Annotated in this window: 10 protein-coding genes; 5 read left to right on the forward strand and 5 right to left on the reverse strand. The window is 72.4% G+C overall.

Features of this window, described 5'->3' with window-relative positions:
* Nucleotides 1-34 precede the first annotated feature (34 nt).
* A complete protein-coding gene (locus ACFWPQ_RS23540; protein WP_384038025.1) occupies nucleotides 35-949 on the forward strand; it encodes a squalene/phytoene synthase family protein in 915 nt (304 codons plus the stop codon).
* Between the two features lie 34 nt (nucleotides 950-983).
* Here ACFWPQ_RS23540 and ACFWPQ_RS23545 read toward each other — a convergent pair whose 3' ends face one another.
* Together ACFWPQ_RS23545 and ACFWPQ_RS23550 are read right to left on the reverse strand one after the other, a co-directional pair.
* A complete protein-coding gene (locus tag ACFWPQ_RS23545; RefSeq protein WP_384038028.1) occupies nucleotides 984-2,903 on the reverse strand; it encodes a glycoside hydrolase family 97 catalytic domain-containing protein in 1,920 nt (639 codons plus the stop codon).
* 25 nt (nucleotides 2,904-2,928) lie between these two features.
* Nucleotides 2,929-5,262 (reverse strand): Tat pathway signal sequence domain protein, encoded by a 2,334-nt coding sequence (locus ACFWPQ_RS23550; RefSeq protein WP_384038392.1) that lies wholly within the window; start codon nucleotides 5,260-5,262, stop codon nucleotides 2,929-2,931.
* Between the two features lie 241 nt (nucleotides 5,263-5,503).
* On the opposite strand from ACFWPQ_RS23550, the gene ACFWPQ_RS23555 reads away from it, so the two are divergent.
* Nucleotides 5,504-6,166, forward strand: a complete 663-nt coding sequence (locus tag ACFWPQ_RS23555) for a polysaccharide lyase family 7 protein (RefSeq protein ID WP_384038031.1) — start codon at nucleotides 5,504-5,506, stop codon at nucleotides 6,164-6,166.
* Between the two features lie 21 nt (nucleotides 6,167-6,187).
* On the opposite strand, the gene ACFWPQ_RS23560 is transcribed toward ACFWPQ_RS23555, so the two are convergent.
* Entirely contained in the window at nucleotides 6,188-7,138 is a 951-nt protein-coding gene (locus tag ACFWPQ_RS23560) for a ricin-type beta-trefoil lectin domain protein (RefSeq protein ID WP_384038034.1), read from the reverse strand.
* A 300-nt stretch (nucleotides 7,139-7,438) separates the two neighbouring features.
* Here ACFWPQ_RS23560 and ACFWPQ_RS23565 point away from each other — a divergent pair, with 300 nt between their 5' ends.
* From ACFWPQ_RS23565 to ACFWPQ_RS23575, 3 genes are read left to right on the forward strand one after another with little or no spacing between them, the layout of a single operon-like run.
* On the forward strand, nucleotides 7,439-8,014 hold the full coding sequence (locus ACFWPQ_RS23565; protein WP_384038037.1) for a sigma-70 family RNA polymerase sigma factor: 576 nt from the start codon (nucleotides 7,439-7,441) through the stop codon (nucleotides 8,012-8,014).
* Entirely contained in the window at nucleotides 8,011-9,213 is a 1,203-nt protein-coding gene (locus tag ACFWPQ_RS23570; RefSeq protein ID WP_384038040.1) for a hypothetical protein, read from the forward strand. The genes ACFWPQ_RS23565 and ACFWPQ_RS23570 overlap by 4 nt, the downstream gene beginning before the upstream one ends.
* A gap of 59 nt (nucleotides 9,214-9,272) precedes the next feature.
* Complete coding sequence (locus tag ACFWPQ_RS23575) at nucleotides 9,273-13,814, forward strand: FtsK/SpoIIIE domain-containing protein (RefSeq protein ID WP_384038043.1); 4,542 nt, start codon at nucleotides 9,273-9,275, stop codon at nucleotides 13,812-13,814.
* Nucleotides 13,815-13,886: 72 nt separating this feature from the next.
* Here ACFWPQ_RS23575 and ACFWPQ_RS23580 read toward each other — a convergent pair whose 3' ends face one another.
* Complete coding sequence (locus ACFWPQ_RS23580; RefSeq protein ID WP_046730425.1) at nucleotides 13,887-14,198, reverse strand: hypothetical protein; 312 nt, start codon at nucleotides 14,196-14,198, stop codon at nucleotides 13,887-13,889.
* A 46-nt stretch (nucleotides 14,199-14,244) separates the two neighbouring features.
* The gene (locus tag ACFWPQ_RS23585; RefSeq protein WP_383712390.1) at nucleotides 14,245-15,102 is read right to left on the reverse strand and encodes a hypothetical protein; all 858 of its coding nucleotides are present in this window, start codon (nucleotides 15,100-15,102) and stop codon (nucleotides 14,245-14,247) included.
* Nucleotides 15,103-15,158 lie beyond the last annotated feature (56 nt).

Consider the following 15,158-nt stretch of genomic DNA (forward strand, 5'->3'; position numbering starts at 1 on the left):
CCGGGCCGCCCGCGGCAGCCTCTACGATCGTCCGGTGAACGCGTGGAACAAGGCCCTGACCGCGGCGGGCATCACCGACCCGGAACTGCGCCGGGACTACGGCACCCAGCGGCGGGGGGTGCGCCGGTACCGGCGCAGCGCCTACCTGGCCTGCCGGGTGCTGCTGCCGCCTGCCGTCCTGCCCCATGTGGTGGCGGCGACGGCCGTGATGCACCACGGGGACATTCTCCTGGACAGCGGCCCGAAGCCGGAGCGGGCGGTGGCCTGGGCCGCCTGGGAGCGGCGGGTGCGCATCGCACTGGAGACCGGCACCAGTGACGATCCGCTGATCCGCACCCTGCTGCACACCGTCACCTCGTTCCCGCGGCACCGGGAGGTCGTGGAGTCGTATCTGGCCACCGCCGCCGCGGAGTTGGCGTTCGACGGCTTCGCGACGGAGGCCGACTACCAGGCCTATGTGGACGCCTACTCGTTGCCCGCCTTCCTGCCGATCGCCGGACTGCTGGGGCCCGAGAGCGACCCGGACGGGCGGTTCCGGGCGGGTTGCCGCACGCTCATCGACGGCAGCCAGCGGCTGGACTTCGTCAACGACCTGGCCGAGGACCTCCGGGAGGGACATCTGGGGATCCCGGCGGAGACGCTGAAGCGCTTCTCGGTCACGGTGGAGGACCTCGAAGCGGGCCGGGCCTCCAACGGGCTGCGCTCCCTCGTGGAGCACGAGGTCGAGACGGCCCGGACCGATCTGCGGTCGGGTCGGGAGGTGCTGGCGCTGATGCCCGCGCCCCACCGGCCGATGGTGAGCGCCCTCGTCGAGATCGAGCTGATGACCGCAGAGGCGGTACTGGCCCGCGGTACGGACGTGCTGCGGGGTTCGGCGTCCCCCTCCCCGGCGGGCACCCTGAAGCTGTTGCTGGGTGCCCGCCGGGCGGCGGTGCGCGCTCGGCGGTAGGACGGTGCGCGCTCAGCGGTGGGGCGGCGCGCGCTCAGCGGTAGCAGGTGGTGACGCCGGGGTGCCAGCGGCAGGCGATCGCGGCGAAGCCGCCGTTGGCGACGACGTCGACGCTCAACTCATCGCCGCCGCGCAGCACTTGCCGGTCCTGGACCAGACCGTCGGCACCGTCCCGGACCGTCTCCACCAGCCAGCGACCCCGGCCGATGGTCAGCGGCAGGGTGGCGGTGCGGGCGGCACCGGCGTAGACCCCGCCGAGGAACCAGCGGTCCCCGCTGCGGCGGGCGAGCACGGCTTCCTGTCCGGGGCTGCCGGCCAGCAGCCGGGTGTCGTCCCAGGCGGCGGGCTCCTGGTCCATGAAGTCCCGGGCGAGGGGCCGTTGGTCGTACGACTCGGGGGTGCCCGCGAACATCTGGAGCCCCGACTCGTAGACGACGGTGAGTCCGGCCTCGGCCGCGTCGGAGTTCGGACGCAGCCCGACGCGCTGGAAACCGCCGGGGGTGAAGTCCATCGAACCGATCACGTTGCGGGTGAAGGGCAGGGTGGTGAGGTGGGCGGCGGTGTTGGTGCGCTTCTCCTCGCCGCCGACGGCCTCCATGCTCATCACCTGGGGCCAGGTGCGCTGGATGCCCTTGGGCAGGGTGGCGCCGTGGAAGTCGACCATGAGGTGGTGCTCGGCGGTCTCCGCGAGGATGGTGTCGTACCACTGGAACATCGACTGCGACTCGGAGTTCATGAAGTCGATCTTGACTCCCTTGACGCCCCAGCGTTCCAACGCCGGTAGCCACTGGGCGCGTTCCTCGGGGGTGTCGAGGTCGCGCTGGTGGATCCAGACGATGATCCCGACGCCCTTGGCCTTTGCGTAGTCGACGAGTTCGGGCATCCAGCTGTCGGCCTGCCAGTCGGGGTCGGCGACGTCCCACTCGTCCTTCTTGAAGTACCAGCCGGAGTCGACGGCCTCGTAGGGCCAGTGATGCGCCGCCGCGTAGTCCACGTAAGCCTTCTGCGCGTCGAGGCTCTGCCCCGCGGTGCGGCCGCCGGCCAGCCAGGTCCACAGCACGGTGCCGGGGCGGATCCAGGAGGTGTCGGCGACCTTGGAGGCCGGGGCGAGGTCGTCGGTGAAGGTGGACCCGGTGACGGTGGCGAGGTCGCCGGTGATCATGGCCCGCCAGGGGGTGGTGAGGGGCCCGGCGGTGTGGACCTGGCTGTCGGCGAGCCTGATGCGGTACGTGCCGGTGCCCTGGGTGTGGGCGAGCCGGGCGCCGGAGTAGGTGCCGGTGAGGTCGGACTCGGCGAGCAGGGTGTAGCCGCCGTCGGTGGCGAACAGGGCCTGGTCCGAGTACTCGCCGGTCGGGGCGCTCGCGGCGGTGTACTGGTTGAACTGGCCCTCGTTGTCGACCCGGTAGGTGCTGAGCCAGGCGCCCGCGTCCGCCGGCAGGTTGAACGCGGAGCTCTCGCCGAGGACGTCGCCGTACCCGGCGGGCAGCACGTACCGGTAGGCGATGCCGTCGGCGGCGGCGCGGACGACGAGGTCGAGGCGGGCGCCCGCGGCGGTGGCGAAGGACAGCCGGGTCTCGTTCATCCGCACCCGGCGGTCCAGGCGCTTGCCGGACTTCGCCCGGTAACGCTCCTCGACCGTACGGTCCTTGCGGTGCAGGAAGCGCAACCCCTGGGAGAGATCTGCCTGTTGGGTGACGATGCCGACGGGGGACGGCTCGATGACGGTACGGCCGTCACGGGAGACCGTGAGGCTGAGGGTGCCGGTGGTGTCGTCGAGGGCTATCCGGGCGCGGGGGGCGTGCGCCGCCTCGGACACGGTCCAGGTGTGCGGCGGCTGCCACTGCTGCTCGACCCGCGCGGATGCGGATGCGGATGCGGTCGCGGTCGCGAGGAGGGTGGCCGCCAGCCCGGTACAGAGCGCGGCGGCCATGGTTCTGGTGAGGGGAACGGCCATGAGGAGCCTGCCTTCCGGTCGGTGGTTACGGCAGTCCCCACGCCGCGCCCGGTTCGCTGACGGCGACGGGGGCGATGGCGAGGTCGGGGCGGGGGCCGGAGTGGACGAGGACCTCCCGGCCGCGGGGCAGGTCGATGGCGAGGGTGCCGTCGCCCAGGTCGTGGGTGTGGGCCGGGGTGCCGTCGTCGAGCAGGACGGTGAGGGGGCCGGTCAGGCCGTGCCGGAGTTTGAGCGGCTCGCCGGCGAGGCTGCGGATCCGGATGAACCGGGTGCTGCCCGCCCTGCGGACCGCGCTGACCAGGAAGGCGCCCTGGGTGCGGAAGTCGTGCAGGGTGAGGTCCGCCCAGGCGGTCGGGACGGCCGGGAAGACCCGGATGATCCCGCCCCAGCTCTGGCAGAACATGTCGTGCAGGGACTGCGAGGCGGACAGCGGGGTCTCGATGACCGGACCGGCCTCCGTGTAGTGGGTGTTGGCCCGGCACGGGTAGCGGGTCGTGGGGTCGAAGAACTTCCGCAGGTAACCGATCGCGGTGTCGCCGTCGCCGGTCATCGCGTACATCGAGGCGGCCCCGGTGTAGCTGTAGCCGCGATGGGCTCCGGTCAGCGCGTGCCAGTGGACGACGGACCTCGTGATCAGGTCGCGGTTCTCGGGCTGGTCCCAGGTGACGAGGTACAGCGGGTACACCATCAGCAGGTGCGAGTAGTGGCGGTGGGACTGCGCGTACGGGGTGTCGGCGCCGATCATGAAGCCGTTGTCGTCGACCGGGTACGGGGTGAGCCGGGCCAGGATCTCCTGCCAGCGCGGCTTCAGCTCGTCGTCGATGCCGAGCAGTTCGGCGGAGTCGAGGAGGGTCTGGCAGCCCCAGCGGATCAGAGCCAGGTCGTAGTTGGTGTCCTGCGGCGGCACGACGGGGTATTCGGGCGAGAGCGTGCTCGGGAGGTGCAGTTTGCCGTCGCTGCCCGGGGTGAGGAAGTGCCAGTAGTAGGTGATCGTGCGGCGCAGCAGCGGGTAGATCGTGTCGCGGAGGAGGGACTTGTCCATGGAGTGGCGGTAGGAGAGCCACACGTTGTGCAGGGCCCAGGTGAGGTCGCCGGTCTCGGCGCCGGTTCCCGGCCGGCCCACCTCACGGTTGGCGAACATGTCGGAGCTGCGGCCGATGCCGGAGCTGTCCGCGCGGTAGGCGGCGGGCACGTTGGCGGTGAGCTGTTCCTGACTCTGGCTCAGGGTGGTGGCGAGGGAGTCCAGTTCCGGGTGGTTGAAGGCGTGGATCAGCCAGTACTCCAGTTGGACGTTGAGGTTCCACCAGACCGCCGGCCAGGGGGTGGGTTCCAGCCAGGGGCCGGGGGTGGCCATGACCGGGCCGTCGGCGCGGCTGGCGGAGGCGACCTTGTAGAGCTGGATCCAGTGGAAGCTCTGGAGGCGCTGGTCGGGGAAGGAGACGAAGCTCTTGCGGTAGAAGGCGTGCCACCAGTGGGTGTGGCGTCGTCTGAGGGTGCTGTATGACATAGCACTCCGCAGGTTCCGCCGGGAGTCGGCCTCCGCGGCCGTGTCGGAGGGGAAGCTGTGCCCGACGCTCAGCAGGAGTTCGTCACCGGTACGGCGGTAGGAGGTGGCCGTCTGGCCGCCGCCGGTCAGAGGCTGGAGGACCTGCTCGGTGCCGTCGGCCGTGGTCCGGGTGGTCCAGGGCGGGTTGGCGGTGTAGCCGGCGGGCGGTGACTCCTGGATCTTGCGGGGGCTGATCGCCTCCTCGGGGTGGAAGGCCCAGGTGACGCGCTCGCCGTCGCCGGCCGTGGCGCGGACGGCGAGAACCTCGTCGTGAATGAGGGCGGCGAGGGTGAGGGTGCCGGCGGTGGTGGTGACGGTTCCGGTGAGTTCGGCGTTCCACAGGCTGAGGCGCCAGTCGACGGCGGTGATGGTGCCGACAGGTTCGAGGGTGAGGTGCCCGACGGGCAGGCGTGCGGTGCCCCAGCCGCTGCCGAACTCGGGGCGGTGGTCCTGGACCCGGCCGTGCTGGACGGTGAGGCGGATCTGGTTGGCGCCCGGTTCCTGGTAGATCATGCTGCCGAGCAGGCCGTCCCCGAGGAACGGCCCCTCGTACCAGAGCGTCGGCAGCCTGCTCCACAGCAGGTCCTGGCCGCGCAGGAAACGGTCCCATGCGCCGTCCGTGGTCATGGTGTTGCGGAGTTTCCAGGGGCGTCGGGCCGCTGACGCCGCCGGTTTCGCGCCCTCCGCGGCGGCCGGTTCCGCCGACGCCGCGTGGGCGGTTCCGGGCAGGGTCACGGCCGCCGCGCCGCCGAGGGCAGTGCCGAGTACGGCTCTGCGGGGCACCGGCGAACGTTGCTCCGGGTGCGAGGTCATCATCGTCCTCCAGACCTGACGGATCATCGATACATCGGGTGTATCCGGGAACCTAGGGACCCAGCTTGCACCTGTCAACAACCCCAACGCGGCGAGGATCACGCCGACTTGGGTCATCAAGAAGGCTTGAGCTCCGCGTTCACATCAATAACCTTGACCCAAGTCCTTGACTCCTCCGATGTATTGGAGTTGCCTGCGGTCGCGTCATCTCTCTCGGCTCCTCCACCGGAAAGGACAGTCGATGAACCGGAGATCCTTCTTACGGGCCGGCACCGGAGCACTGGCCGCCCTCCCCCTGACCGATGCCGTGGCCGTGGCGGCCGTCGCCCCCACCGACGGGTGGACGCAGACCTCGTTCACCTACAGCTGGCAGAAGCCCTGGAACCTCGATCTCAGTGACCGGCACAGCTCCAGCGGGGGCGTCGAGCGCATGTGGGTGTACGCCACCGACGAGCCCTTCGAGGAGGGCAGCGACACCGATCCGCGTACCGAGATGCGCTGGAAGGTCGACTACAGCACGGGCGGCCACATGTGGGACGCCGACGTGTATCTGCCGTCCGGCACCGACGGCGCGACCTTCGTGCAGATCCTGCGCAGCGTGCACCCCTCGGGCACGCCGGCCACGGACATCATGCTCGACGTCTACGACACCGGAGGGGGCACCGTGCGGCGCTACGACGGCACGGTGCTCAAGACGGACGCGTACGACGCCTGGTTCAACGTGAAGATCGCCCACCTGGCGAGCACCGGGACCGGGACCCTCAAGGTCTACTTCGACGACTCCCTGGTCCTGACCGTCGCCGACCGAGGTCCGGCCACCCGCTACTTCAAGAACGGGGTCTACGACCACGGCTCCGGCCGTGCGGAGGCCCGTTTCCGGAACCTCCGCTACTGGACCAGGTGACCGGCCGCGGCCGTCAGACCGTCAGCTCTTGTGCCACTTCTGGTTGGCGGTGCCGGCGCAGGTCCACAGCTGGAGCTTGGTGCCGTTGGCCGTGCCGTTGTCGGTGACGTCCACGCACTTGTCGGCCAGGGCGCTGACCAGGTCGCCCTGCGCGCTGAGGTAGAACAGCTGGGCGCGGTTGCCGCTGCACTTGGCGACCTGGATCGCGGTGCCGTTCGCGGTGTTGGCCCAGGCCAGGTCCATGCACAGGCCGAGCGAGCGGATGGTGCCGTCCGACTGGAAGACCCACTTCTGCTTGGCGGCGCCCGAGCAGTCCAGGATCTCCAGCCGGGTGCCGTCCCCGCCCGCGTTGGTGACGTCGATGCACCGGCCGGATCCGGTGCCGACGAGTTTCACGCCGGGGACGGTGGGGGTCTTCGTACCGCTGCTTCCCGACGAGGAGCCGCCGGACGAGGAACTGCCGGACGAGGAGGACTTGGAGCCGCCGGACTTCGAACCGGAGGACCCTGAGGACGTGGAGGACTTGGAGCCCGAGTCCGAGTTCGAACCGGAGCTGACGGAGCCCCCTCCTCCCGACTGCTGCCCGGTCGAGCCGCCCGTGCCCCCGGCCGACCCGGAACCGCCGGAGGTGGTCTTCTCAGGCTGGTGGGAGGGGGTCTGCGACGGCGTCGGGGACGGCGACGGGGACACGGAATCGGTGGTGCCGGCCAGCGTCGTCGGCTCGCCCGCCGCCACCACGGCGGCCGGTGAGGTGTCCGGGTCGGGGAAGAGGTCCACCCGGCTCAGCAGCGGCACGGCCAGGGCGGCGACGACGGTGAGCCCGGCCGCCGCGCCGACGGTCGCCCAGACCCGCACGCCCGGCACGAGCCCGCGGCGGGGTACGGCGGGACGGCGGGCGAAGGTGTCGCTGAAACGTCCCGCCGGGGTGCCGGGCCGTTCCGCCGAGGGCCGGGGTTTACGAAGGGGCGGCACGTCGTCTCCTGAAGGTCTCGTGAAGGTCTCGGAACACCCGGAACATCCAGGGCACAGGAACAGTAACCAAGGCACGGCACCGATCCGTCCGCCCGCCCGCCCACGAAGATCCCGCCGAACGTCACCTTCCGTCCACCTATGCGGAGTTGCCTGTGACAAATCTGTTGAAGTCGGGGGCGGGTGTGACTTCGGGAACTGGCGTTATTCGCGCTAGCGTTCGCGCTTGACACGATTCACAGTGACACAGAGCAACCCGGCAAGACAGCACAACAGCACCACCGACACCGGAAGGCGGAGGCCGTGAGCCTCATCGACCATGACCGCGCCGACGGCGCGGACCGGACGCTCGGCCTCCTTCTCGCGGAGCGCGACAGCCTGCGCCGCTTCGTGACCGGCATGATGGGGCGCGACCCCCACGGCGCGGAGGACGTCGTCCAGGAAACCCTGTTGCGGGCCTGGCAGTCGGCCGGCCGGCTGGACTGGCGGGACCGGCCCATCCGGATGTGGCTGTTCCGGGTGGCCCGCAACCTCGTGGTCGACGGCCGGCGACGGGACCGGACCATCCCGGTGGGGATCACGGCGGCGGACTTCGGCAGCGCCGCCCCCGCACCGGTGCCCGACCACGCCGACCAGGTCGGTGACCGGCGGATGCTGGTCTCCGCCCTGCGCACCCTCGCGCCCGCGCACCGGGAGGCCGTCGCCCGTGTCCATCTGCTGGGCCAGCCGGGCCACGACGTGGCCCGTCAGCTCGGGCTGCCCCCGGGTACCGTCAAGTCCCGTACCCATCACGGCATCCGCGCGCTGCGCGCCACCCTCGAATCCCACGGCTGCCGCCCGGCCGGGACCGAGCATCTCCGGGGAGAGACGACCTCATGACCTCCGACACCATCACCACCCTGCTCGGCCTCGTCGGCGTCCTGGTGCTGGTCCTCGCCGTCATGCACTGGCTGGTCCGGCGCGGCGGCGGCTGGAAGGCCCTGTGGCGCCGGCTCGGGCGTGAGATCGACCTGACCGTGAAGGCCTTCACGGGTCCGGTCCGCACGGAGCTGCGCTACCGGCGCGGTCTGCGCCTGCTGGTGCGGCTGCTGCGCGACCCGGCCGTCTGGGCCGACGCCGAGCGGGCCACGGCGCTGGCCTCGGCCGTCCGGCCCGGGGTCCGGCCCTACGGCGTGCTGGCCGGCCCGGAGTGGATGGCCGTACTGGTCGCGGCGGACGGCGACGCGCTGCGCGAGCCGCCGGAGCCCTGGGCCGCGGACGAGAGCGACCCGCGGCTGTGGTGGATCGACCGTGCCGACCTGACGGACGACGGCGTGGAGTCCGCCGTGCCGCTGCTGGTGTGCGTGGGGCACGACATGGGCCACGCCGTACTGCTCGACCTGCGCTCCGGTCCGCCCGCGCTGTCCGTGTACGGCCCGTCGCGCGCCGCCCGTTCGGCCCGCGCCGTGCTCCAGGCCCTGGCCGCGCAGCTGGACGCCCGGCTGCCGGAGGGCCGGGTCGCCATCGCCGCCGGGGTGCACCCGCGGCATCCGGGGATGCCGAGCGCGGCGGCGGTCGGGCAGCCCGGCGTCGAGGTCGCGGTGTGCGCCGACCCGTTGGAGCGGCCGCTGCCGTCAGGTGTCCGGCTGCTGAGCCTGGGCGTGGCCCGGGGCAGGACCCGGCTGCTGGAGATCGCCCCGGACGCGGTGCTCACCGTCCACGGCGCGCCCGCCGCCGCCCGGGTCGACGTGCTGCCGCTGTCGCGGGCCGTGGCCCGGACGCTGGCCGCTCTGCCGCCGTGCCCGGACCTGCCGTCCGACGAAGCCGTGGGACCGGCGGACGCCGTGGCCGTGACCGACCCCGATCTGCTGCCGGACGAGCCGGACCTCGACGCCGGCGCGGCCCCGGTCACCGGGCCGACCGGAGTCTCCGCGACCCGGCCGGCCCCCGCGCCCGAGCCCGCCGTCGCGCCGGTGCCCCCTCCGGCCGCCGCGCCGGTGCCCGCTCCGGCCGCCGCCGTCGAGAGCGACGACGACTTCGCGGAACCGAGCACCGCCGAGGCGGCCGGGGTCTCCGCGACCTCGCCGCAGGCTCCGTGAGGGCCCGACCGCCGTACCCGTCCCCCGATCCCGTACGAACGAACGCCCGGCTGGGAGCCGTGAACCTCACCATCACCACCGTGGACGCCACGGACGGACAGCGCCGCGACCACCAGGTCCGGCTGCCCTCGAACGCCACCGTCGGCGATCTCGCCGCCGCCCTGACCGAGGACGAGGGCGCCGCCACCGGCGGCGCGGACTGGGCGGCGGCCGGTGCGCCGCGGGCCCGGAACCTCTATGCCGGTGACCACCGGCTCGATGCCGGCACGCCGGTGTCCGGCAGCGGGATCCGGGACGGCGGACTGGTCGGGCTCGGCGGCCCGGCCCGCCCGGCCGACCTGGTCCGGGTCCAGGACGACGCCGACCTGGACGGAGTGCTCGCCGAGGTGCACCTCGTCTCCGGGCCCGGTGCCGGGCGCACCTGGCGGCTCGGTCCCGGCAGCCACGAGATCGGCACCGACCCGCTGTGCGCCCTGCGGCTCGACGCCGCCGACGGGGTGCCGGAGAGCGGGCTGTGGGTGACGGTCGGCGCGGACGGCACCGCGGCCTGGCAGCGCATCGACGCCGACCCCGAGGCCGCCGTGCGGGCCCGGCTCGCCTCGCCGCCGCCCGACGACGCCATCACCCAGCTGCGCCGGCCCCGCCCGCAGCCGCCGCGTGAACGCCCGGCGGGGCCCGGCCCGGTGCCGTGGCCGGCCGGTGAGGACCTGACGGTGGGTCCGGTGCTGCTGCGGATGAGCGGCCCGGTCGAGGCGGACGCGGCCGTCACGCCGTCCGCCGACGGCTACGGCGTGGACTACAACCGGCCGCCGCGGATCGCCCCGCACCTGGACGCCGAGCGGGTCCGGCTGCCGCAGCCGCCGTCGCCGCCGCAGAAGCGGCCGTTCCCGACCGTGATGATGATCTCCCCGATCGTCCTCGGTCTGTTCATGGTCAGCATCTTCAAGTCGTACTACTTCCTGGTGTTCCTGTTCCTCAGCCCGATGATGATGCTGTCGAACTGGGCGACCGGCCGCCGTGCGGCCCGCAAGCAGTTCCTGGAGTCGGAGGCGGCGTACGAGCAGCGCCGTGACGTCCTGGAGGAGCAGGTCCGGGACGCGGTGGTGGGCGAGCGGCGGGTGCGGGACAAGACCGGCCCGGACCCGGCGGCGGTCGCCCTGATCGCGACCGGGCCCGGCGGCCGGCTCTGGGAGCGGCGCCGCCGCGACCCGGACCATCTGGTGCTGCGCCTGGGCACGGTGGACCAGCCGTCGGTGCGGGAGCTGGAGGACCCGGCGCGGGACGAGAACCACCGCTCGATCCGCTGGAACATCCCCGACACGCCGATCGGTGTCGACATCACCGCGCACGGGGTGGTGGGCATCGCCGGTCCGGCGGCCGAGGTGCAGCCGCTGGCCCGCTGGCTGGTGGCGCAGGCCGCTGTGCTGCACAGCCCGCGCGACCTGAGGGTCGTCGTCCTGACCGAGCCGGACCGGGTGGCGGACTGGGCGTGGACGCGCTGGCTGCCGCATCTCAAGCCCGGTACGGCCGGTGGTCCCGTGGTGCTGATCGGCAACGACCCGGAGTCCACCGCCGCCCGGATCAGCGAGCTGGTCTCCCAGGTGCAGTCGCGCCGCCGGCAGGCCGGCAACGAGCGCGACGTGGTCTTCGCCGAGCCCGACGTGCTGGTGATCGCGGACGGCGCGCGGCGGCTGCGCGACGTGCCGGGCATGGTGCAGGTGCTGACCGAAGGACCGCGGGTGCGGATCTTCAGCGTCTGTCTGGACGAGCAGGAACGGCTGCTGCCGGAGGAGAGCACGGGCGTCGTGCTCGCCGCCGACCGGCGGCTGACCCTGCGGCGGCCCGGCGCGCCCGACCTGCCCGCGGTGCGCGCCGACCGGGTCTCCCCCGAGTGGTGCGAGCAACTGGCCCGTGCGCTGGCCCCGATCCGGGACGTCAGCCCCGAGCACGACGCCGGACTGCCGCAGCGGGTGCGGCTCCTGGACCTCCTCGACCAGGAACCGCCCAACGCGCAGGCCCTGTTGGACCGCTGGCAGACCGACCCCGCCTCCACGTCCTTCCTCATCGGCACCGGTTTCGACGGCCCGCTCTCCCTGGACCTGGTGCAGGACGGACCGCACGGTCTGGTCGCCGGTACGACGGGTTCCGGCAAGTCGGAGCTGCTGCAGACGTTCGTGGCCTCGCTGGCCGCCGCCAACCGGCCCGACGAACTCACCTTCGTGCTGGTCGACTACAAGGGCGGCAGCGCGTTCAAGGAGTGCGCGAACCTGCCGCACACCCTCGGCATGGTCACCGACCTCGACGCCCACCTGGTGGAGCGGGCCCTGGAGTCGCTCGGCGCCGAACTGCGGCGCCGGGAGCAGGTGCTGGCCGCCGCCGACGCCAAGGACCACCCCGAGTACCGGGCCAAGCGGGCCGCCGACCCCTCGCTGGCCCCGCTGCCGCGGCTGCTGCTGGTCATCGACGAGTTCGCCACCCTGGTCCGCGAAGTCCCCGACTTCGTGCCCGGGTTGATCAGCATCGCGCAGCGCGGCCGTTCGCTCGGCATCCACCTGATCCTGGCCACGCAGCGCCCGGCCGGTGTGGTGACGGGTGACATCCGCGCCAACACCAACCTGCGGATCGCGCTGCGGGTCACCGACATGACAGAGAGCCAGGACATCATCGACGTCAAGGACGCCGTCGACATCTCCTCCGGCACCCCCGGGCGGGCCCTGGTGCGGCGGGGGCCGAAGCGGGCGGACCCGTTCCAGACCGCCTGGGTGGGCGCGGAGCGGCCCCGGGAGACCCCGGCCGCCGCGGCCGAGCCGGAGGCCGGTCCCCGCAAGCCGGTGCGCGCGGTGGACGTGGGCTGGGACGCGCTCGGCCGCCCTGCCGAACTGCCCGCCGAGACGCGGACGGTGACGGTCGCCTCCGCGCAGGGCCCGGCCCCGACCGACCTGCAGGCGCTCGTCGAGGAGATCCGCACCGCGGCCGACCTGCTGGACGACTTCACCGCGCAGCCCAGCCCCTGGCTGCCCCCGCTCCAGCGCGAACTGACCCTGGCGGACCTGGACGAGCTCGGCGCCACCCGCGAGGGCCGGCTGGTGATCCCGTACGCCCTGGAGGACGTGCCGCAGCTCCAGCAGCGCCGGGTGGCCGTGGCCGACCTGGCCACCTTCGGGCACCTGTACGTCATCGGGGCGCCGCGCTCGGGCCGCACCCAGGTGCTGCGGACCATCGCCGGGTCGGCGGCGCGCGCGGCGAGCACCGCCGACGTGCACATCTACGGCATCGACGCGGGCGGCGGCGGACTCACCGCGCTCGGTGCGCTGCCGCACTGCGGTGGCGTGGTCTCCCGACACGACCTGGAGCGGCTGGGCCGGATGCTGCACCGCCTGAACCGCGAACTGACCGAGCGGCAGGACCTGGCGCAGACGCACAGCGCGACCGGCATCGCCGAGCTGCGCAAGCTGCTGCCGAAGGCCGAACGGCCCGCGCACATCCTGCTGTTCATCGACGGCTGGGACTCCCTCTCGGTCATCATCGACGAGCACGACCACGGCCAGCTGGTGCAGGAGGTGACCCGGCTCATCCGTGAGGGCGCCGCCGCGGGCATCCATGTCATCGCGACCTCCGAACGCTCGCTGCTGGGCGGGCGGATGGCCGCGCACAACGATCACAAGCTGCTGCTGCGGCAGGGCGACCGCAGTGACTACCAGGCGGTCGGCATGATGCCGAACAAGATCCCGGCCGACATCCCGCCGGGCCGTGGCTGGCACGTCCTCAGCGGCACCGAGACCCAGGTGGCGCAGCTGGCGGCCGGCGGCGGCACCGAGCAGGCCGAGGCGCTGCGCACGATCGGCGAGGCCGCCCGCAAGCGGGACGCCCAGGTGTCCGAGGCCCGGCGGCCGTTCCAGGTCGCGGTGCTGCCGCGCTCGGTGGAGTTCGCCGAGGCCTACGAGAAGGTCGCGCAGACCGACCGGCGGCCGATGTGGGGTCTGCTCGGCGTCGGCGGCGACGAGGGCGGCCCGGTCGGCATCGACCTGGCGGGCTCCGCCTCGGCGTTCGGGGTGTTCGGCCCGGCCGGGTCGGGGCGCAGCAACACGCTCGCCTCGATCGCGGTGTCCCTGCTGGCCGGCGGTACCTCGCTGGTCGTGCTCACCCCGCGCGAGTCGCCGCTGCGCGCCCTGGAGCGGCACGCGACGGCCACCGTGCTCACCGAGAACGACCCGTCGGCGGACACCGTGCAGGCGGCGCTGGACGCGCTGCCGGGGCCGAAGGTGGTGGTGATCGACGACGCCGACCTGATCACCAGCTCAGCGGCGGACAAGCTCCTCAAGGAGATCGCCGTCTCGGGCCGCGACCGGGGCCTGGGGCTGGTCTACGCGGCTTCGGCGGAGGGGTTCCAGAGCGGGATGAGCGGCTGGACGCTCGCGGCCCGCCGGGCGCGGCGCGGTCTGCTGCTCGCGCCGAAGAACCTCACCGAGGGCGACCTGGTCGGCGTACGGCTGATGCCGAGCGTGGTCCGGGCGACGACGCACCCGGGCCGGGCGTGGACGGCCGGTCCGAGCGGTGCGCTGCTCGCCCTCCAGGTCCCGCTCACCCCGCTGCGGGCCTGACCACCCCCGCCGCACCGCGCGAGAAGGGGCCTTCCCGGGAAGTCCGGGAAGGCCCCTTCTCGGGTACGGGCGTTACGAGTTGTTCTGCAGGCTGCTGCTGATGCCCTGGTCGAACTGGATCGCGTTCTCCTTGATGCCGTTGAACATCTCCGAGAAGTCGTTGATGCCCTTCACGGCGGCCAGGAGGCTGGTGTCGAAGTTGTTGTAGGTCGTGCGGATGACCTCGCTGGACTGCTGGAAGACCATGCCGTCGTCGACGAGGGTGTTGACCCGGTTGCGCAGGTTGCTGAGCACCGGCAGCAGGTTCTCGTGGGCGTCGTGCAGCAGGCTCACGACCTCCTCGATCTTGTGGTAGTCGAGGTTGATGCCGTTGTAGCTGGCCATGGGGGTCCTGTCCGTTCCTGTCGGTCTCGATGCGGTTGTCGGGTGGTCACCAGGCGGCGGGCGTGGAGTTGTAGTCGTCGTTCCCGCCGCCGCCGTCGTCATCGGTGTTGCCGCCCACCTGCTGCCAGTCCGGCTGGTTGCCGTTGGCGTCCTTGGGGCCGCGGGTGTACTCGGTGCGGTCGCCGTCGCTGCCGGTGGTCACCATCGTGCCGCTGCCGTCGGAGTTGAGGTTGGTCTCCGAGTGCACGGTGCTGCCGTCCGGGTACGAGGTGTCCGTGGTGTAGTGGTTGCCGTCGCTGGAGTAGTTGGTGACCGAGGTGTACGTCTTGCCGTCGTAGGTGACGGTGGACTCCTCCTTGATCACATGGCGCTGGTCGTCGAGCGTGAGGTGCGTGTGGACGCTGCCGCGGTCGGTGGTGATCGTCTGGTCCAGCGGCGGGGCGCCGGGGTCGGTGGCGGAGCAGAAGTCCGGCATCTTGCCGTCCGGGCCGGGCACGCACTGGTCGAGGTGGGACTGCTTGTAGTCCCACAGGTCCTTGTCCCGGAAGTAGTTCTGCAGTCCCAGGTTGCTGCCGGTGATGCCCATGCCCTGGGCCAGTTCGGAGTCGAACGACAGGAACGCCTCGCCCACCGAGCCGAAGGCGCCCGCCAGTTCCTTGAGGCCCTTGTCCGCGTGGGACATGGTGCTGCTCGCGTTGGAGTAGAAACCCGAGAGCGCGTCGGCCAGGGTCTGGTCGCCGAGGACCGTCACGGCCTCGGTGGAGGTGTATCCGTCGTAGTCCGTCTGGCCCAGCCGGGAGAACGTGCTGTTGTCGAGGAGCGGACCGATGTCGCCGGCCAGGTTCTCCAGGTCCCGTTTGGCGTCGTTGAGCACGTTGTATTCGATTTTCAGGCCATCGGCCATGCGTGGGCCTCCCAGTCGTGACTCCGGTCAGTTGGACCACGCCGCACACGCCCCGC

It is taken from the genome of Streptomyces sp. NPDC058464 (assembly GCF_042721035.1).
Taxonomy (GTDB): Bacteria; Actinomycetota; Actinomycetes; order Streptomycetales; family Streptomycetaceae; genus Streptomyces.